Source organism: Roseibium sp. M-1, assembly GCF_054515675.1.
The window spans coordinates 5604969-5624469 of record NZ_CM137257.1; the positions used below are offsets into that span (position 1 = coordinate 5604969).

At 61.5% G+C, this 19501-nt stretch carries 18 protein-coding genes; 11 read left to right on the plus strand and 7 right to left on the minus strand.

What is annotated here, in order from left to right; genetic code table 11:
• The first annotated feature begins 420 nt into the window (after positions 1-420).
• From sciP to flhA, 7 genes are all read left to right on the plus strand, one after another.
• Entirely contained in the window at positions 421-696 is a 276-nt protein-coding gene (sciP, locus tag ACX3M4_RS25265; protein ID WP_008194991.1) for a CtrA inhibitor SciP, read from the plus strand.
• Between the two features lie 341 nt (positions 697-1037).
• On the plus strand, positions 1038-2651 hold the full coding sequence (gene fliF / locus ACX3M4_RS25270) for a flagellar basal-body MS-ring/collar protein FliF (protein ID WP_459355736.1): 1614 nt from the start codon (positions 1038-1040) through the stop codon (positions 2649-2651).
• Positions 2651-3700, plus strand: coding sequence for a flagellar motor switch protein FliG (gene fliG / locus ACX3M4_RS25275; RefSeq protein ID WP_459355737.1), 1050 nt, complete (start codon positions 2651-2653; stop codon positions 3698-3700). Before fliF ends, fliG begins: the two co-directional genes overlap by 1 nt.
• A gap of 38 nt (positions 3701-3738) precedes the next feature.
• A complete protein-coding gene (locus ACX3M4_RS25280) occupies positions 3739-4431 on the plus strand; it encodes a FliH/SctL family protein (RefSeq protein ID WP_459355738.1) in 693 nt (230 codons plus the stop codon).
• Positions 4428-4763, plus strand: coding sequence for a flagellar motor switch protein FliN (gene fliN / locus ACX3M4_RS25285; protein WP_459355739.1), 336 nt, complete (start codon positions 4428-4430; stop codon positions 4761-4763). Before ACX3M4_RS25280 ends, fliN begins: the two co-directional genes overlap by 4 nt.
• Before the next feature lie 11 nt (positions 4764-4774).
• Complete coding sequence (gene flbD, locus ACX3M4_RS25290; RefSeq protein ID WP_459355740.1) at positions 4775-6127, plus strand: sigma-54-dependent transcriptional regulator FlbD; 1353 nt, start codon at positions 4775-4777, stop codon at positions 6125-6127.
• 75 nt (positions 6128-6202) lie between these two features.
• Complete coding sequence (flhA, locus tag ACX3M4_RS25295; protein ID WP_459355741.1) at positions 6203-8380, plus strand: flagellar biosynthesis protein FlhA; 2178 nt, start codon at positions 6203-6205, stop codon at positions 8378-8380.
• A gap of 95 nt (positions 8381-8475) precedes the next feature.
• Here the strand turns inward: flhA and ACX3M4_RS25300 are convergent, their stop codons facing one another.
• The 3 genes from ACX3M4_RS25300 to ACX3M4_RS25310 all read right to left on the minus strand — a co-directional run bounded on the left by ACX3M4_RS25300 (position 8476) and on the right by ACX3M4_RS25310 (position 9737).
• A complete protein-coding gene (locus ACX3M4_RS25300) occupies positions 8476-8928 on the minus strand; it encodes a hypothetical protein (RefSeq protein WP_459355742.1) in 453 nt (150 codons plus the stop codon).
• A gap of 103 nt (positions 8929-9031) precedes the next feature.
• Entirely contained in the window at positions 9032-9307 is a 276-nt protein-coding gene (locus ACX3M4_RS25305) for a flagellar biosynthesis protein (protein WP_459355743.1), read from the minus strand.
• A gap of 154 nt (positions 9308-9461) precedes the next feature.
• Positions 9462-9737 (minus strand): flagellar biosynthesis protein, encoded by a 276-nt coding sequence (locus tag ACX3M4_RS25310; RefSeq protein WP_459355744.1) that lies wholly within the window; start codon positions 9735-9737, stop codon positions 9462-9464.
• 145 nt (positions 9738-9882) lie between these two features.
• Between ACX3M4_RS25310 and ACX3M4_RS25315 the strand changes: the two genes are divergently transcribed.
• A complete protein-coding gene (locus ACX3M4_RS25315) occupies positions 9883-10491 on the plus strand; it encodes a GNAT family N-acetyltransferase (protein WP_459355745.1) in 609 nt (202 codons plus the stop codon).
• 200 nt (positions 10492-10691) lie between these two features.
• Here the strand turns inward: ACX3M4_RS25315 and mtnA are convergent, their stop codons facing one another.
• Positions 10692-11798, minus strand: a complete 1107-nt coding sequence (mtnA, locus tag ACX3M4_RS25320) for an S-methyl-5-thioribose-1-phosphate isomerase (RefSeq protein ID WP_459355746.1) — start codon at positions 11796-11798, stop codon at positions 10692-10694.
• A 229-nt stretch (positions 11799-12027) separates the two neighbouring features.
• On the opposite strand from mtnA, the gene ACX3M4_RS25325 reads away from it, so the two are divergent.
• Positions 12028-12609 carry a hypothetical protein gene (locus tag ACX3M4_RS25325; protein WP_459355747.1) on the plus strand — a complete coding sequence of 194 codons (582 nt, stop codon included), beginning with the start codon at positions 12028-12030 and terminating at the stop codon, positions 12607-12609.
• A gap of 244 nt (positions 12610-12853) precedes the next feature.
• On the opposite strand, the gene ACX3M4_RS25330 is transcribed toward ACX3M4_RS25325, so the two are convergent.
• Complete coding sequence (locus tag ACX3M4_RS25330; RefSeq protein WP_459355748.1) at positions 12854-13786, minus strand: metallophosphoesterase family protein; 933 nt, start codon at positions 13784-13786, stop codon at positions 12854-12856.
• Positions 13787-14351: 565 nt separating this feature from the next.
• Here ACX3M4_RS25330 and ACX3M4_RS25335 point away from each other — a divergent pair.
• The gene (locus ACX3M4_RS25335) at positions 14352-14837 is read left to right on the plus strand and encodes an NUDIX domain-containing protein (RefSeq protein ID WP_459355749.1); all 486 of its coding nucleotides are present in this window, start codon (positions 14352-14354) and stop codon (positions 14835-14837) included.
• 42 nt (positions 14838-14879) lie between these two features.
• Here the strand turns inward: ACX3M4_RS25335 and ACX3M4_RS25340 are convergent, their stop codons facing one another.
• On the minus strand, positions 14880-15854 hold the full coding sequence (locus tag ACX3M4_RS25340; RefSeq protein ID WP_459355750.1) for a glutathione S-transferase family protein: 975 nt from the start codon (positions 15852-15854) through the stop codon (positions 14880-14882).
• Positions 15855-16238: 384 nt separating this feature from the next.
• Between ACX3M4_RS25340 and ACX3M4_RS25345 the strand changes: the two genes are divergently transcribed.
• Positions 16239-16748 carry a GNAT family N-acetyltransferase gene (locus ACX3M4_RS25345; RefSeq protein ID WP_459355751.1) on the plus strand — a complete coding sequence of 170 codons (510 nt, stop codon included), beginning with the start codon at positions 16239-16241 and terminating at the stop codon, positions 16746-16748.
• A gap of 677 nt (positions 16749-17425) precedes the next feature.
• On the opposite strand, the gene ACX3M4_RS25350 is transcribed toward ACX3M4_RS25345, so the two are convergent.
• Complete coding sequence (locus tag ACX3M4_RS25350; RefSeq protein ID WP_459355752.1) at positions 17426-19501, minus strand: hypothetical protein; 2076 nt, start codon at positions 19499-19501, stop codon at positions 17426-17428.

The window sequence follows — 19501 nt, forward strand, 5'->3', positions numbered from 1 at the left end:
GATGTCACCGGGCGATAGCACGATGCCTGGCCCGGTCTGCGGCATTGCGCGAGCCCTGAGTGCTTCCAGCCGTCCTACCTGATAAAATTTCACATGTTCGTTCAGCAATCTCCCGGTTGCCACCGTGGCTTGAGAGAGCTGTTCGCCGGCTCAAAAAAATTTCCGGCCAAGCCCTCGCGGATCGGCGCAGGTTTTGCGCGCGGTCGAATTGCCTTGCAATTTGCGAGGGTTGGTCGTTTTGGTTAACAAAATGATATATAGCTATTTAGAATTGAAGTGTTTCTTTTTGTATTTTCCTAAATATCATTCACTAAATTTAGATTTTATAGTTAATAAAAATACAATTTTGCTTTAGGCGTTTGTTAAGCGTCCTCTTGTAGTCTCAAAATCAACCTTGGTCATGGTTAGTGTGAGAGTACAATGACCGAACAGATTCGTTCGCGTGTTAAATATGTCATCGGACCGGACGGGAGCCCGCTTACCATAGCGGACCTACCCCCGACCTCGACGAAACGGTGGGTCATCCGCCGCAAAGCCGAAGTGGTCGCCGCTGTTCGCGGTGGTCTCCTGTCTCTGGAAGAAGCCTGCCAGCGTTATACGCTGACGGTGGAGGAGTTCCTCTCCTGGCAGAGCTCTATCGAAAAACATGGTCTTGCAGGTTTGCGGGCGACACGGATCCAGCAGTACCGGAATTGATCCGGGCATCCGTAAAAGGCGCAAATCGGTGCGCATGGAAAGGGTCGGCTCTGCCGGCCTTTTTATTTGTCCGGAGTTTGCCGTGATTTGATTTGGGGGCATTCGGGTTCCCGCCGCGGAACTTATCCAAAAATTAATGGGGTAGGCAGTTTTTCCCCACCTCAGTTGCGAAATGCATTAACAGAAACCGCAGAAAACCGCCGACGAACTGCCCTGGTAAAGGTTTTGTTAACCACTTGTTAACCACCCGGGCGGCAAATTTTGCCCATCGAAGGTGTGGCATGCCTAGCCGACTCCAATAATAACGGCAAGGACATGTTTCCAGATGCGGGCGGGCATTCGTGAGCGGACTGACTGAATTCATAAAAACACTGGGACCGGCGCGGATCGCGGCGATGGGGGCGGTTGCCGCCATCCTGATCGGTGTCTTTGCCTTCATCATCTTCCGGGTCACGGCGCCGCAGATGACGACGCTCTACAACGAGCTGACCCTTGAGGACTCCGCTGCCATCGTCACCCAGCTGGAAAGCCAGGGTGTGCAGTTCGATCTGGCGCGGGAAGGCGCGACCATCCTGGTGCCCAAGGAGCAGGTCGCGCGGCTGCGCATGCAGCTGGCCAGCGAAGGCCTGCCGACCGGCGGCTCCATCGGCTATGAAATCTTTGACCGCAGCGACACGCTCGGCGCCACCAGCTTCGTCCAGAACATCAATCACCTGCGCGCCATGGAAGGCGAGCTGTCCCGCACGATCGGGTCCCTGGACCGTATCCGGGCCGCCCGCGTGCATCTGGTGATCCCGGAAAAGCAACTCTTCCAGAAAGACCGCCGTCCGCCGTCGGCTTCCATCGTGCTCAACGTGCGCGGTGCGCTGGGGCCCGGTGAAATCCGCGCCGTGCAGCATCTTGTGGCAACCGCCGTCGACGGACTGGATCCGGATCGCGTCTCCATCGTCGACGAAAGCGGCCGCCTGCTGGCATCGGGAGCGGGCGGGGACGAAGACGGCATTCTGTCCACGTCGCTACAGGAGCGGACCGTCGAGGTCGAAGGCCGCCTGCGCAACCAGATCGAGGAAATCCTGAATTCCGTCGTCGGTCCGGGCCGCGCCCGCGTCCGCGTCAATGCGGAAGTCGACTATAACCGCCTGACCGAAACCACCGAGACCTTCGATCCGGAGGGGCAGGTGGTCCGCTCCACACAGACCAAGGAAGAAGCTTCCTCCAATCTGTCGCGGAACGGCCAGGTGACGGTTGCCAACCAGTTGCCGAACGCGGATGCCGATCAGGGCGGTGGCGACCGCGATACCGCCACGCTGACCGAGGAGATCGTCAATTACGAGATCTCCCGCGCCACACGGACTGAAGTTGTCGAGGCAGGCCAGGTGAAACGTCTGTCGGTCGCCGTGCTTGTCGACGGCACTTATCAGCCCGACGGCAATGGCGGCAGTACCTATACGCCGCGTGCGCAGGAAACCCTCGACCGGATCGCCGTGCTGGTTCGCTCCGCCGTCGGTTTCGATGCCGAGCGTGGCGACGTCGTCGAAGTGGTCAACCTGCAGTTCGCGCTGCCGCCGCAGGATGATCTTCTTGCCGAATCCGACAATCTCTTTGACTTCACCCGGGACGACATCGTTCGCTTCTCCGAACTCGGCGTGCTGTTCGTGATTTCCGTGATGCTGCTGCTCTTCGTGGTACGGCCGCTGCTGCGCCGCATCGTGACACCGGAAGAAAAACAGCCGCAGGAACTGATGATCGGGCCGGACGGCACCCTGGTGATCGAGACCGAAGTGCCGAAGGAAGAGCCCAAGGAAGACGAGTTCGTGATCGAGTGGCTGGAACAGGCCAAACAGGAAGGCGCGATGCAGGCCAGCTCGATCACCAAGGTGGGTGACATGATCAAGGACCATCCGACCGAGGCGGTGACCATCGTCCGCGGCTGGCTGGATGAGCAGGCGGCCTGATGGTAAGCGATCAACTCCAGAAACAGCTCAAGGTCAGCGCCGAGCATGAGGACCGGGAGCTCAAGGGTGCAGAGCGGGCGGCGGTGCTGCTGCTGGCGCTCGGCGAGCAGCACGGCGCGCCGATCTGGGAAAAACTCGACGAAATCGAGGTGCGCCAGGTGTCCGCGGCGATGGCCAATCTCGGCCCCGTCACGCCGACAATGCTGGAAAATCTCTTCAAGGATTTCGTTCGCCGGGTGACGTCCAAGGGGGCGCTCACCGGCAACGTCGACGCGACCGAGCGTCTGCTCTCCAGTTTCCTGTCCGGGGACAAGGTCTCCATCATCATGGAGGAAATCCGGGGACCTGCCGGCCGCAACATGTGGGAGAAGCTTTCCAACGTCCAGGAAAACGTTCTCGCCAACTACTTGAAGAACGAATACCCGCAGACCGTTGCGGTGGTGCTGTCGAAGATCAATTCCGACCATGCCGCACGCGTCCTCGGAATCCTGCCGGAAGAGCTGGCGCTGGAAGTCGTCAGCCGCATGTTGCGCATGGACGCGGTGCAGAAGGAAGTCCTGGAAAAGGTCGAGCAGACGCTGCGCGTCGAATTCATGTCGAACCTCACCAACACCTCGCGGCGCGACAGCCACGAGATGATGGCGGAGATCTTCAACAATTTCGACCGGCAGACCGAAGCGCGTTTCCTGGCAGCGCTAGAAGAGGACAACCGCGAGGCCGCGGACAGGATCAAGACCCTGATGTTCACCTTCGACGACCTTTTGAAACTCGACGCGGCCAGTGCTCAGACACTGTTGCGCCACGTCGAAAAGGACGCTCTTGCCATTGCCCTCAAGGGCTCCACGGATTCTGCGCGCACCTTCTTCTTCGGCAACATGTCCTCGCGCGCCGCGAAGCTTCTGCAGGACGACATGGATTCGCTCGGGCCGGTGCGTCTGCGTGACGTCGACGAGGCCCAGACGGGCATGGTGAACAAGGCCAAGGACCTGGCGGCCAAGGGCGAGATCATGATCTCCAAGTCCAAGGGTGAGGATGAAATTATCTACTGATGCGGCAATCGGCAGGCACTTACAGCAGAATGGGCAGCATGACCAACCCGTCGAAATTTCTGTTCAACACCGACTTCTCCGAACCGGAGGAGCCGGAGGTGGTCGCACCGCCTGAACCGGAAATCCCGATGATGCCGGTCGCACAGCACGAAGAAATCCTGAAGAAAGCCAGGGCCCAGGCTTTCGAGGAAGGCCGGGTCAAGGCATTGCAGGACCTGCAGACCAAGCAGGAGACGCTGCTGACACAGGAAGTCGGCCGGCTGATAGGGGTCGTCGGAGATGTTCTGCAGACCCTGGACGAACAGAACGCCGTGCGCGAGAAAGATGCCATCAGCCTCGCATTTCTTGTGGCTAGACGCCTGTGCGCCCATCTGATCGCCCGCCAACCGCTGGCCGAGACGGTGGCTTTGGTGTCAGAATGCCTGGGACCGCTGCGCAAGGCGCCGCACCTGGTCATTCGCATTGCCGAAAAGGATGTCGAGGCCTTGAAGGCGCAAGTGGACCCGATCATTCACGAGAAGGGTTTCGAGGGCCGCCTCGTGATCCTGGGCGAACCCGATATCGGCCGCGGCGATTGCCATATCGAATGGGCCGATGGCGGCATCAGGCGCGACCGGAAGGCCATCGAGGCAGAAATCGACGGCAGCATCCGCGCTTACCTGCGGACGCGCAACAGCGAAAATCGCAAGATCCCGTCCGATGCGTCGGCGGAAAAGGATACTGACGTATGAGCGAGGAACAGGACCACAACATTCCGCTCGACGAGCTGGAAGCTCCGCAGCGCCATGTCGACGACAACGAGCCGCACGGTCCGCAATCGGCTGCGGACCTTGAAGCGGTCTTCGATGTCCCGGTTCGCATCTCGGCGGTACTCGGGCATTCCCGGATGCACGTGTCGGACCTTTTGAAGCTGGCCTCCGGCACGGTGCTGGAGCTCGACCGCAAGGTCGGCGAGGCCATCGATATTTACGTGAATGACCGCCTGGTTGCGCGCGGCGAAGTCGTCCTTGTGGAGGACAAGCTCGGTGTGACAATGACGGAAATCATCAAGACGGATCGATAGGAAAATAGCGGATGCGTCTGTTAATTGTCGGAACCCTTGGCGGCCAGTTGACCACGGCGTCGAAGATCGCGATGCAGGGCGGTGCCCAGGTCACCCATGCCGACGACATCGAGGGGGCGCTGAGGGTGCTCAGGTCCGGCCGCGGCGCCGATCTCCTGATGGTCGAGGTTCATCTCGACATTGCCGGCCTCATTCAAAAGCTCCAGAACGAGCGCGTTCATGTTCCCGTTGTCGCCTGCGGCGTCGAGACGGACGCCCAGGCTGCGGTCTCCGCGATCCGGGCCGGGGCAAAGGAATATATCCCGCTGCCGCCGGATCCGGAGCTGATCGCAGCGGTCCTCGCCGCAGTTGCCCAGGAACGCGGCGACCTGATCTACCGTGACGATGCGATGGCATCGGTGGTCAAGCTTGCGGAGCAGGTGGCGCCCTCCGAGGCCTCGGTCCTGATCACCGGCGAATCCGGCACGGGCAAGGAAGTCATCGCCCGCCACGTGCACAAATGCTCCAACCGGGCCTCCAGGCCGTTCATCTCCATCAATTGTGCCGCCATACCCGAGCATCTCCTGGAATCGGAACTCTTCGGCCACGAGAAGGGCGCCTTCACGGGTGCCGTCGCGCGCCGTATCGGCAAGTTCGAGGAAGCCGACGGCGGCACGCTGCTGCTCGATGAAATCTCCGAAATGGACGTGCGCCTGCAGGCGAAGCTCCTGCGCGCGATCCAGGAGCGCGTGATCGACCGTGTCGGCGGGACACGGCCGGTGCCGGTCAATATCCGGATCCTGGCAACGTCCAACCGCGATCTTGCCGAAAGCGTGCGTCAGGGCCATTTCCGCGAAGATCTGCTGTTCCGCCTCAACGTGGTGAACCTGAAGCTGCCGGCCCTGCGCGAGCGCCCGGCGGACATCATGGAACTCGCCCAGTTCTTCATCAAACACTATTCCGATGCCAATGGCGTTGCGGTCCTGCCGCTTTCCGTCGAGGCGCGCCAGGCACTGATAGCCAATCCGTGGCCGGGCAACGTGCGCGAACTGGAAAACACGATGCACCGGGCGGTGCTGCTGGCCTCCGGTGCCGAAATCGGCGTCGAGGCGATCCGCATGCCCGACGGCACACCGCTGACGGTCTCCAAGGGCGCGGCGGAACGCGCGGCCCTGACCGCCGAAGCGGTGACACGCTCCTTTGTCGGGCGGACTGTTGCCGATGTGGAGCGCGACCTCATTCTCGATACGCTGGACCATTGCCTCGGCAACCGGACCCATGCAGCGAAAATTCTGGGTATCTCAATCCGCACGCTGCGCAACAAGCTGAATCAATATACCGATGAAGGTGTAAGTGTTCCCGCGCCCGGCGAGGCGAGGGCCTGAGACCGAATTGAGTAACGTGTAGGGAGCGCGCCGCCGGGAAACCGGCCGCGGTGCCCGCAGGAAACCGGAAGCAGAATGTCGGATACGGCAGCAGGCGGAGACGGCGGGGCGAAAGGCCCCGCACCGGAACAGAGAGCAGCCGCCCCGGCAGCGGGGACTGGCGTTTCCGGCCTGCCCAGCTTCCGGGAAATCTTCGACACCCTGCGCCGTGGCGACGTCGGCCTTGCCACCGGCATCCTGGTGATCCTCACCCTTCTGATCCTGCCGATGCCGCCGGTGATGCTGGACACGTTCCTGGCGGTGTCGATCATCTTTTCCGTCATGATCCTGATGACCGGCCTCTTCATCCAGAAGCCGCTCGAGTTCTCGTCCTTCCCAACCGTTCTCCTCATCGCGACCATGCTCCGGCTCGGTCTGAACATCGCGTCGACACGGTTGATCCTGGCGAACGGCCACGAGGGAACGGCGGCGGCCGGCAACGTCATCCAGTCCTTCGGCAATCTTGTCATGGGCGGGAATTTCGTCATCGGGATCATCGTTTTCGCCATCCTGGTGATCGTGAACTTCGTCGTCATCACCAAGGGTTCCGGGCGTATTGCGGAAGTCGCGGCGCGCTTCACCCTGGACGCCATGCCGGGCAAACAGATGGCGATCGACGCGGATCTGTCCGCCGGGCTTATCGACGAGGCGGAAGCCAAGTCCCGCCGCAAGGCACTGGAAGATGAAAGCTCCTTCTTCGGTGCCATGGACGGTGCCTCGAAATTCGTGCGTGGCGACGCGATCGCCGGGCTGCTGATCACCTTCATCAACATCCTCGGCGGTATCTTCATCGGTGTCGCCCAGATGGAGCTGAGTTTCTCCGAGGCGGCCAACAACTATACGCTGCTCACCATCGGCGACGGCCTGGTTTCGCAGATCCCGGCGCTGATCGTCTCGACGGCTGCAGGTCTGCTCGTGTCCAAGGCCGGTGTGCATGGGGCGGCCGACAAGGCACTGGCGAGCCAGTTCACCGGATATCCCAAGGCCCTCGGCATGTCGGCCGCGGTGATGGTTATCCTGGCGCTCCTGCCCGGCATGCCGATGATCCCGTTCTTCGGCCTTGCCGGCCTTGCCGGCTATCTCGCCTATTCGGTCGGAGCGAAGAAGAAGAAGGAAGCGGCGAAGGCCGAGATGATCAAGGCGGTGGAAGACGCGCCGAAGCCGCCGCCCGAGCCGCCGATCACCGACGCCCTGAAGATGGACGAGCTCCGGATCGAACTCGGCTACGCGCTGCTGCCGCTGATCAACGGCAGGGCGACCGGAGAGAACGACGTCCTGACCGAGCAGATCAAGGCGCTGCGCCGTCAGATCGCGGGCGACATGGGTGTGATCATGCCGCCGGTGCGTATCCTCGACAATATCCAGCTCGGCGCCAATGACTACGTCATCAAGGTCAAGGAAGTCGAGGCCGGCCGCGGCGTGCTATATCCGAACCATTTCATGGTCATGGATCCAGCCGGCGGCCAGGTGAAGCTGCCCGGAACCCATACAACCGAACCGACCTTCGGCCTGCCGGCTACCTGGGTGGAAGCGCAATACCGCGAGGATGCGTCCCTGCGCGGCTATACGGTGGTCGATCCGGCAACGGTGCTGTCGACGCACCTGACCGAAACCATCAAGGCCAATATCAGCGAACTCCTGACCTACGGCGACGTTCAGAAACTCCTGAAGGAACTGAAGGGCGAGCAGGCCAAGCTGGTGGAGGATCTGGTGCCGTCGCAGATCACAGTTTCCGGCGTCCAGCGCGTGCTGCAGACCCTGCTCGGCGAGCGCATTTCGGTGCGCGATCTCGGCACCATCCTGGAAGGCGTGTCGGAAGCAACCGGCATGACCCGCAACACCGACCACATTGCCGAACATGTGCGCATGCGGCTCGGCCGCCAGATCTGTGCGGCGAACCTGGCGCCCGGCGGCTATCTGCCGCTGATCGCGCTGTCGCCGCAATGGGAGCAGGCGTTCCTGGAATCCATCATCGGCGAGGGCGACGACCGCCAGCTCGCCATGCAGCCCAGCAAGCTGCAGGAATTCGTCGGCAGGGTGCGCGATGCCTTCGAGCAGGCCGCCCAGCAGGGCGAGGTTCCCGTGCTTTTGACTTCGCCGCAGACACGGCCCTTCGTGCGCTCCATCGTCGAGCGCTTCCGCGCCCACACCACCATCATGAGCCAGGCGGAAGTCCATCCGCGCATCAAGCTGAAGACGATCGGCTCGATCTGAGAAGAATTTTGGTTATCTTGAGACAATCAGCCGATCAAATGCGACTGCAACTTGAACTGGTGTCCAAGCAGCCTCGGTCGATGGCTGCGAAAACGTCAATAGCCATAGTGACCTTTAAATTCCTTCAGTAAGTTTTTATAAAGTTCCGAGTACATATTTCCGCAATATTTTGTGGTTCTTTCGCCGATACTTTTGCATTTTGGATCTGCTTGATCATGTAATCCGATATAAAAATCGATCATATGAAAGAAAAGATCCTCTGTAAGTCCTCCTGCATTTTCTTCCGCGAATTCTCGGACTTCTCTATAGTATTCGTCGCAGAAATCAGGTGATCGATTTTGTCGCCAAGAGCGCGCACATATTTCGAAATTTGTGTCACCAGAGAACCGATTAGGCATGAATTTTGCCAACACCGCTAGATTTTGCTCTGGTGTTAATGGGACAACGTCTGCTTTAGAATTGGAGTTAACAACAGACAGACCAAATAGTATCGCGGTCAAGAAAAGCCTGAAACGGTGTTCTGACGAAGGGATGAAAAGCAATTTCATATCAATTTTCGATCGCTTGGCACTCTTCCTGATTAATGGTGGAATGAACCAGCGTGACGCAAGTCAGTCTAAACTTTTTTCCCCAGCGCTTACTCTCCATGCCTCAGACCACCAGATTGATCCGCGCCATGGCGGCGGTCTGGCTGGAATAGGTGCCGAGCCGGCCCTGGTTCTGCAAGACGAAGAGGGCGCTTGCCTGGGAGGCCTGGGTATTGGCGACCTGCATGGCATAAGCCATGTTGCTCAGCTGATCGAACCGCTTTTCTGCTGCCTGCCGTCGCTTGGCCCATGCCTTGTTATAGGTCGCCCAGGACGTCCTGGTGCGATTGCTGTAACGGTTCTGGGAGCCCTTCTGGGTATAGTTGCCGATAGACGACATGGGTGTGCCTTTTCCTAAGACCGAATCAGCATAGCTCCCGGATCTATGAAAAATGGCTTAACGGGATGCCTGGAGGCATGCCGTTACGTTATTTTGTGGTAACTGTCGTTGCTCTGAGGCCTTTATACAGGCCGTTATGCCGTCGGAGGACGGCTCAAACCAGGACGTTGATGCGGGACAAAGCCGCCGTCTGGTTGCCATAGTTTCCAAGGCTGCCCTGGTTTTGCATCACATAAAGCGTATTGGACTGCGAGGCCTGGATGCCGATGGTCGCGAAGGTGTTGGCGATGTTGCGCATCTGCTGCATCTTCTGCGCGGAGCCTTCACGGCGCTGGTTCCAGCCCTTGTTGTAGTCGGACCAGGTCGACTTCCGGCGCGAGCTGAAAGTCTTGTGATAATCCCTCTGGACGTAGTTTCCGACCTTTGCCATGAGCCTCTTTCCCGGATCTGGTCCGACTGTGGCATTTCGTGGTTAATGGCCCGTTAATTTTCCGCAATACGCCATTTGTCCCTTGGTTCGAAAAGAGCGGGCTGCTATCGCCCTTGGCAGGATATTTGAACTTGGGAGAACTTGGGTGACGGACGTGCTGAACCTGGACGGCTATACGGATATTCCCGGCGGCAAGGTCGCCTTCGTGGTGACCTTTCTGGAAATGCTCCAGGCCCCGGAAACACCGCTTGCGCCACCGCGCAGCGACGTCACGCTGGAACGCTGGCATAACCCGGGGATCGACGGCTACCGGAAGCTGTTCCGGGAGGTCGGGGAGGACTGGATCTGGTTCGGACGCCTGACCTATGACGACACCGCACTGGCATCCCTGCTGGCCGAGCCGGCTCGCGAAAACTTTCTTCCGGTGAAGGACGGCAAGCCGATCGGCATGCTGGAGCTGGACTATACAAACCGGCAAGAGCCGGAACTTGCCTATTTCGGTCTGACGCCGGGCGCCATCGGGGGCGGTCTCGGACGCTGGCTGATGTCTGAGGCGCTTGAGATGGTCTGGTCGCGGCCGGAGACGAAACGGTTCTGGGTGCACACCTGCACCGGCGACAGCCCGCAAGCACTGCCCTTCTATCAGGCTTGTGGCTTCAGGCCCTACAAGCGCGCAATCGAAGTGGCGGACGACCCGCGGCTGAAGGGGCTTCTGGGCCAGGAGCGGGCGCCGCATGTGCCGGTGATCGAGTAATACTGCCAGGAAGACCGTTCACGCTTGATCTGGATAAATCGGGAACTTGAAGGCATTGCCACGCTGGCGAAGCTGAGAAGGACCCTCATCCTGAGGAAGCGCGCAAGCGCTGTCTCGAAGGATGGGCCACTTGTTCCGAGTGTGCCGCCCAGCCATCGAAACGGACCTTACGGTCCTCCTCGAGATGAGCAGAAATGAGGTCAGGCGCTCAGCCTGACCCGCTCCGGGAAAGCATCCGCGATGGACTTGCGGTTGGCTTCCAGCACTCCGCGTTCGGTGATGAGGCCTGTGACGAGGCGGGCGGGGGTGACGTCGAAGGCGGGGTTTCCGACGGGAGACCCTTCGGCGACGATCTCGACGGTCTCGATGACACCTGCGGCCGTTCGGCCGGTCATATGGCTGACTTCAGTGCCGCCGCGTTCCTCTATCGGGATCTCGCGCACACCGTCCGACAGGGAGACGTCGATGGTCGGCGAGGGCAGGGCGACGTAGAAGGGCACGTCGTTGTCCTTTGCCGCCAGAGCCTTCAGGTAAGTGCCGATCTTGTTGCAGACGTCGCCGGTCGCCGTGGTGCGGTCCGTGCCGGTGATGACGATATCGACCTCGCCATGCTGCATCAGGTGCCCGCCGGCATTGTCGACGATGACCGTGTGCGGCACGCCGTGATGGCCGAGTTCCCAGGCCGTCAGGAAAGCTCCCTGGTTGCGCGGTCTTGTCTCGTCGACCCAGACATGAACCGGAATGCCGCCGTCGTGGGACATGTAGATCGGCGCCGTGGCCGTGCCCCAGTCGACGGTCGCCAGCCAGCCGGCATTGCAATGGGTCAGGATGTTGACAGGCTCGCCCGGACGCTTGGTGCGCGCCAGGGCGGCGATCAGCTCCATGCCGTGCATGCCGATGGCCATGTTGATGGCGATGTCCTCGTCGCAGATATCGTTGGCGAGGGTGAAGGCGGCTGCCTCGCGGACATCCGGCGCCACCTGGATCAGCGATTTGCGCGCCTTGTCGAGGGCCCAGTGCAGGTTGACCGCAGTCGGGCGCGTTTCGAGCAGGGCCGAGCAGGCGGCGTGCAGATTGTCGTCGGAGGGATCTGTGCGCATCGCCAGCGCGACGCCATAGGCGGCGGTTGCGCCGATCAGGGGAGCGCCGCGCACCTGCATGACGCGAATTGCGTGAGCCGCGTCCTCCATCGTATGGAGCTTGGCGATCTCGAACGTGAAGGGAAATTTCGTCTGGTCGATGATCTCGACCGAGCCGCCGTCTTCCGCCAGCCAGATCGTCCGGTACTTCTTGCCGTCAACCTTCATGACCTAACCCTCCGGAATGCATCATTTGCCTTTGCATAACCCAATATCAGGCCGGGTGGCCAGTACTGCCTTGCTGGCTTGAGGTCAAAAAATGCCTTAATCTTCGTTAACCATATCCGGATCGCCGGTGGATAGCGTGTACGGGAAAGCCGTGCGGCTGTTTCCCTCCGGCGAGAGTCAGTTAAGACTTGATTCACCAAAGGCAGTGCAACGGAGTCGTCAGTACCCCATGTCTGAGATGCAGGATAACGTCGTTCCCCATACGCGCATGCGGTCCCTGCGCGATGCGATCCGCAAGGTTCAGCTCGGTGAAGTCGAACGCTCGGACGTGGTGGTTGAACTGCAGGAGACCGAACGGGCCCGTCTCGACATGCTCGCCGACGAGCTCAAGGACGTCTTCAAGGAAATTCCGGAAGACGACGACCAGTTTTCTCTTCAGATCATTTCCGGCTCGACGCCGCGCCTTTGGATTGACGCCACCAGCCATGTGGCCGTCGGTGGTGACCGGCGCACCTACCGTTTCCTGAAGGATACGCGCCTTGGCCGCGTCGTCATCCTGGAAACCGCCAATATCGACGACATGGCCGACTGCCTGACCGAATATATCGCCGAACGCGTTCTGGAGCGGGAAAAAGCGCTGGAAGGCGACTGGCTCAACAACCGCCTGCGGCAGGTCGCGATGGACAGCAAGGTGGTCCGGGTTCGGGAAAACCGCACGCCGCTGCTGGCAGTCGCAGGCGCCTTCGGCGTCGGCCTCGCCTTCGGCGTCGTCGGCCTGATCGCCTTTGCCTGGTTCGCTAATCCGGTTTGATGTCCTGAAAAGTCAGGACCTCGGTGTCGCGCCGGACAAGCGAAGCGCAGATCCGGGGCCTGCTCGCCGTACTGCTTGCTGAAGCTACAGGTTCAGTTTCAGGCCACTTGCTCGATCCCAAGGCCCTGGAAGCGAGTGGCCCCGGTTCCCGTTTCACGCGTCCGCGGTGACACTGAGTTTCCCCTTTGAAGCCGCGAAATGAACCCGTCTGTCAGCGGAAACGGCTGAAAGACCAGATACGGTTTCATCGGCTCCCCGGTATTTCCACCTCTCGTTCCACCAGCAGCGTCACCGGTTTGTTCGGTGCGGCAAAGCCGTGTTCTTCCATGCGGCAGGTCCAGCCCGCATTGGTCTTCTCGATCCGGAACAGATTGTAGCGGGCAGCCGGCTTCTTGCCGCCGGGGGCGCTGGTGGCCGAGGGGACACCGACAACCGGGACAGGGCCGTGCGGCCCTTCGATTGCCTCGAAACTGTCGACGTGGGTGTGGCCGTGCAGGATAAGCTCCGCGCCGGCGCGCTTGACGACGGCACGCACGCGTGATGCATCCGACAAGCGCTTGTGCCAGCCGGTCGCTTTCTTGAAGGGCGGGTGATGCAGCATGACAACCCGGAACAATCCTTCCCGGCCGAGATCCTCCAGAATGCTCCTCAGGCGCTTGCTCTGCCGGCTGCCGACGTGACCCGTTGCGAACCAGGGCGCGCTGGCCCGGCCCGTGGTGACACCGACGAGGGCGACCCCGTCGCGCTTGCGCACATAGGGAAAGGTTGCTTCGGAACCGGTCTTTACGGCCGGAAGCGTGGCTGTTGCACCATCGCCGCACATATAGGGCCACCAGGCGGCACGGGCGCGGCGCACCGCACCTGGGACATAGGCATCGTGATTGCCGGGGACGACGGAAACATTCTCCGGATCGCCGATCTCTTCCAGCCACGTACGGGCGCCGGTGATTTCCAGAGGCAGGGCAATATTTACGAGATCGCCGGTGACCGCGATATGGTCCGGTGCCTGGGCCTGCATGTCCTCTACCAGCTGCTCCAGATAGCTGCCACCCATGATCTTGGAGCGGTTGCGGCGCCAGTTCAGGTAGCCGAGGATGCGCTTGGAAAAGAGCTGGAGGAGCTTGGGATCCGGCAGGGGCCCCAGATGCGGATCGGAGATATGCGCGAGTTTGAACATGGCGCGCATCTTCAAAACGAAAGGCGCCGCGTCAAGGGGAAATGACGCGGCGCCTGTTTAAACGGGCTTGGATCCTGGCCGGGTCCGGCTTCTGCGCCGGTCGCCTTTTCGCCGCATGGCAGCGCAAGCGGGCTATCGGTGGGTGTTGTCAGCGGAGCGCGTCGAAACGCACAGCATCGCGCCAGCACCTTGCGAAGCGGACCCGGATCGGAGACTGGCTTCTACCCGATCCTCTGGCCCGATCCCCTGGCCCGATCCCTTCGCCGGCCTCAGTTGGTCGGGAAGGTCGTCAGGGCTGCGACGACGCGCGGGTTGGTCAGGTCAACGGCCGGCTTCCACTGGAAGTGGCTACGGTTGCGGCGGCGTTTGCCGAAGAGAGCGTTCAACATTTTCTTTTCCTTCAGGTTCGGGCGGTCGGAAGGGCTGCCCTCGAATTCATCAAGTTGCACGATATATATGCAGTCCCGGCCTAAAGGAGGAGCGTTATTCCAAGAGGGCTGCCCTGCGCGGAATGCATGGGTTAATTAAGTTTTACTTCATGTTCGGAATGGCTACCTTTCAGGCCATGCTGAAGATTCTCGCCCTTTTGCCGAAGCCCGTGACCAAGCGCCTGATCCAGGGGATCGGCCTCGTGCGCAACCCTTTCACACTCGGCGTCAGGGTGATCGTTGAGGATGGCGACGGGCGCGTGCTGCTGGTCCGGCACAGCTATCTGCCCGGCTGGTATCTGCCGGGCGGCGGGGTCGACAAGGCCGAGACGATGGCGGAGGCTGCCTGCCGGGAAGTCCTGGAGGAAGCGGGGATCCAGCACCAGGAGCTGCCGCGGCTGCTCGGTATCTTCCTGAACGAGGAGGCGACGGGCCGCGACCATGTCGGGCTCTACCATCTGACGGCCTGGCGCGCGGGGGAAAATTACCTCGGTGCAAACGCGGAGATCGTCGAGGCGGCGTTTTTTGGCCTGGACAGCCTTCCCGATGAGCTCAGCTCTGCGACAGCGCGGCGGCTTGCGGAATTCAGGGCCGGAACCTTTGCCGGCGGCGGCAGGTGGTAAGGCTGCCGCCGCTGGCTGTCTCTGACTTTCAGCGTCTGAGTATCAGGCGGCTGCCTTGAACCGGTCGCGGTTGTGTGGCCGGGCAAAGTCCAGCGCCGGGCCGGCGGGAATGATCCGGGTCGGGTTCACGCTTTCATGCGAACCGTAATAATGCTGCTTGATGGTCGCCATATCGACGGTACCGGCGACACCCGGCACCTGATAAAGCTCCCGCAGATAGTTGGAGAGGTTCGGGTAGTCCTCGATGCGGCGGATGTTGCATTTGAAATGGCCGACATAGACTGCGTCGAAGCGCACCAGCGTGGTGAAGAGGCGCCAGTCGGCCTCGGTCAGCCGGTCTCCCGCCAGATACCGCTGGCGGCCGAGAAGTTCCTCGAGACTGTCCAGGGTTTCGAAAAGCGCGGTGACCGCTTCCTCATAGGCGTCCTGGGCGGTGGCGAAGCCGGACTTGTAAACGCCGTTGTTGACCGTGTGATAGACGCGCTCGTTGATCTCGTCGATCTGCGCATGCAAATCCTTCGGGTGGAAGTCGAGGCGTGAGCCGGTCAGGCCGTCGAAGGCGGAATTGAACATACGGATGATTTCGGAAGATTCATTGCTGACGATGGTCTGCTGCTGCTTGTCCCAGAGGATCGGCACTGTGGCGCGGCCCGTATAATGCGGGTCCGCCTTGGTATAGACATGCCAGGCGTATTTGGCGCCTGTCACCGGTTCGATCTCGGCAAATTCCCAGCCGTTTTCCAGCATCAGCGGCTGGACGGCCGAAACCGTGATGAGATCTTCCAGGCCTTTCAGCTTGCGGAAGATCAGCGTGCGATGGGCCCAGGGGCAGGCGTAGGAGACGATGAGGTGGTAACGCCCGGCCTCGGCCTTGAAGCCTGCTTCGCCGCTCGGGCCGGCTGAGCCGTCCGCGGTGATCCAGTTGCGAAAGGCTGCGTCCTTGCGCACGAACCGGCCGCCGGTGGATTTCGTGTCGTACCATTGGTCTTTCCAGACGCCGTCTACCAGCAATCCCATGATATGCTCCTGTGTTCTGTCTCTGGAAAGGTTGTGCGCGACGAAGCAAAATCAATCAATTGAATGCTCTGTTCCGCCTCGGTGAACAATGAAGGCGATTGTCCCGTTGCATTGAGGACATTGTGCAAAAAAACGCTGGACCGGACCGGGCATTGCGTGGTAACCGCTTCTCCTCTTTGATGAAATGCCGGGCTGCAGCAGCATCCGGCTTAGGGTGAACGGCAAGAATGACCGCAGGTCTGACGCTCCGACGACGAACCAGCCGACGAGAACTTTCTCGTCCGCACCGTCGCGGCTGACCTGATCCCGGATTTCCCACTTTGTCTCTTCCGGGCTTCTGGCAGGCGCGCTTTGTCACAAAGACTGCTTGCTGGAACCAGCCACATGAAACAGACCACCTGGGTCATCCGGCCCGAAGACACCACAGACAACGATGCCATCGTAGCGCTGCAGGCGGAGGCCTTCGGCCCGGGACGCTTTGCACGGACAGCTTTCCGCATCCGCGAGAATGTCGCCCACCGGCCGGACGTTTCCTTTGTCGGGCTCGCGGGCAAGGACGTTGCCGGGTCCATCCGGCTGACACCCATCACCATCGGCGGAAGGGATGCGCTTCTGCTCGGCCCGCTGACCGTGTCGCCTGATTTCAAGAACCGGGGGCTCGGCAAGGCGCTGATGCGCACGGCGATGGAGGCGGCCGCAACCGCGGGCGACAGGATCGTGCTTTTGGTGGGGGACGCGCCCTACTACAGCCCCTTCGGCTTCCAGCAGGTTCCGCTCGGGCGGATCACCCTGCCCGGACCGGTCGATCCGGCCCGGCTGCTGATCGCGCTTCTGAACGACGGCGACCTGCCGAGCGGCATGGTGCATGGCGGGGCGTCTGTCCCGGCTCACTGAGGCTGGGGGGAAGCTTTGCGGAGCAAGCGGCCTATCCTTCGAGACGCGCGCAAGCGCGCTCCTCAGGATGAGGTTGAGAGTGGCTGAAAGGGCGTCTGCAACACATTCATCCTCATCCTGAGGAGGCCGTCAGGCCGTCTCGAAGGACAGGCCGCAAACTCCCTCTTTAGCGCCGGCTTCCAGCAGGTCCCGCTGGTCGGATCACGTTGCCTAGCGGCATGGTGCACGGCGGGGCGCCGGTTTCGGTCATCTGAGGCCGGGGCAAAGCTTTTCTGAGCAATCGGCCTATCCTTCGAGACGCCTGGCTTTACCAGGCTCCTCAGGATGAGGTTGAGAGTAGCTGAAAGGGCGTCTGCAACACATTCATCCTCATCCTGAGGAGGCCGTCGGGCCGTCTCGAAGGACAGGCCGCAAACTCCCTCTTTAGCGCCGGCTTCCAACAGGTCCCGCTGGTCGGATCACGTTGCCTAGCGGCATGGTGCACGGCGGGGCGCCGGTTTCGGTCATCTGAGGCCGGGGTAAAGCTTTTCTGAGCAAGCGGCCTATCCTTCGAGACGCGCGCAAGCGCGCTCCTCAGGATGAGGTTGAGAGTAGCTGAAAGGGCGTCTGCAATACATTCATCCTCATCCTGAGGAGGCCGTCAGGCCGTCTCGAAGGATCGGCTGCAAACGTCTTGCTTACCTACCTTCGCGATACCAGGTCAGCGACAGGGCGCCCAGCAGCAGGGCGAGGCCGAGGAGGCCGATCATCAGCGGATAGCGGTCGATGCCGTTCAATACACTGGCCTCTGTCGCCTTGAGGCCGATCCAGCCGTTGCCGGCATAGCTGGCCGAGGGGCGCATGGAGACGATCCGGGGCACACTGATGTCGCCGCCGACGTCACGCAGGCGTTCGGCAGTGCCGCCGGTTGCCTCGCTGAGCGGTGTCAGCCGCTCTGGTGTCGACAGGACGTCGGTATATTCGCGCGGGTTCTGCGGGCCAACATGTATGAGTGCGCTCATGTCCCCTTCGCTGACGGAGAAGAGCCCGGTTTCGGTTGCCGGCATGTTGCCGCGCCAGAGGCCCGGCTCCTGTTCGCTCATGGTGATCTGCGACTGGTCGCCGGTCGGGGAGGTGACTGTCACCTCGCCGACGCTTTCGCCGAGGGTCTGGCGCTCGATCACCAGCTCCGGACCGCGCAGCTCGACATTCAGCGCTTCTTCTTCCAGATCCGGTTCCTGCATCAGCCAATGAGCCAGCCTGCGCAGCAGCGGCACATGCGGGCCGCCGCCTTCAAAGCCGCGCGCCCACAGCCAGACATGATCCGACAGCAGCATTGCCACGCGGCCCTCGTCCTCGCGGTTCAGCACCAGGAGCGGAGTATCGCTCGGGCCGGACATCAGCGTCTGGCCGGCATCGAGTTCGGTATCGACGGCCCGGAACCAGCGGCTCCAGGCAGGGGGCACCTGTTCGGATCCGGGCAGGCCGCGGGTGACCGGATGACGTTCGCCAAGATCGGCCAGGACCGCGTGATAGGGCTGTTCCAGCACGGTGCCGGTGGGACGTGCCGGCAGGATCGGCGCCAGCGGCGTGCGGTAGAGGCTGCCGCCCTCGGCATAGTCCGGTCCGCCGGCGATCAGGACCGCGCCGCCTTCGCGGACATAGCGCGCAATGTTGTCGAAATAGAGCATCGGCAGCACACCGCGGCGGACATATCGGTCGAAGATGATCAGGTCGAACTCGTCGATCTTTACCGAGAAGAGCTCACGGGTCGGAAAGGCGATCAGGGACAGCTGGTTGATCGGCGTGCCGTCCTGCTTTTCCGGCGGGCGCAGGATGGTGAAGTGCACGAGGTCGACGGAGGCATCGGATTTCAGAAGATTGCGCCAGGTGCGTTCGCCTGCATGGGGCGAGCCGGAGACCAGGAGCACGCGCAGGTTCTCGCGGATGCCGTCGACGGTGACGACGACACGGTTGTTGAGCAGGGTCAGCTCGTTATCGAGTGACTCGGCGTCGAACTCGAAGATGTTGTCGCCGCCATGGGCGATCTCGACCGGGATGTCGATCTTCTCGCCGGTGCGGGCGCTGCGCTCGGTGATGACGTCGCCGTCGCGCTTGATCGTCAGGCGTACGCCATCGCCCAGGCCGGTGCCCAGGCCCTGGTCGACGACGGTGAGGCTGATGGTTTGCTCCGATCCGACCAGGCCGAAACGCGGTGCCGTGTTGAGGACGATGCGGCGGTCGCGCTCATTGACCGCGCCGGTGATGAGGCCATGCACGGGGGCGTCGAAGCCGAGCGCGCCGGCACTGTCCGGAATGTCGTGGATCTGACCGTCGGTGACGATGATTGCCCCGCCGACCCGTTCCGGCGGCACGTCCGCCAGACCGTTGGCAAGCGTCTGGAAAAGTTCCGTGCCATCGCCCGAGCCGGAATTGCGGGCATCGAGCACTCGCAGGTCGAAGCCTTCAAGGGCACCAATGCGGCGCTTGATTTCTTCCGCCGTTTCCTCGGTCGTCGTCTGGCGGTCGGCAAGGCGCTGGCTCTGGCTCTTGTCGACGACCAGGGCGACGACGCTGGAAAGCGGTTCCCGGTCCTCGCGCTCGATCGCCGGGTTGGCAAGCGCCAGCAGAAGCAGAGCCATCGTCAGGGACCGCAGCACCCAGCCACGCAGGCTGAGGAAGCCGGAAAGACCGGTGAGCAGAACGGCAATGACGATGCCGGAAATGAGCGCCCACAACGGAACCAGAGGATCGAAGGCAAGTGACCAGACCAT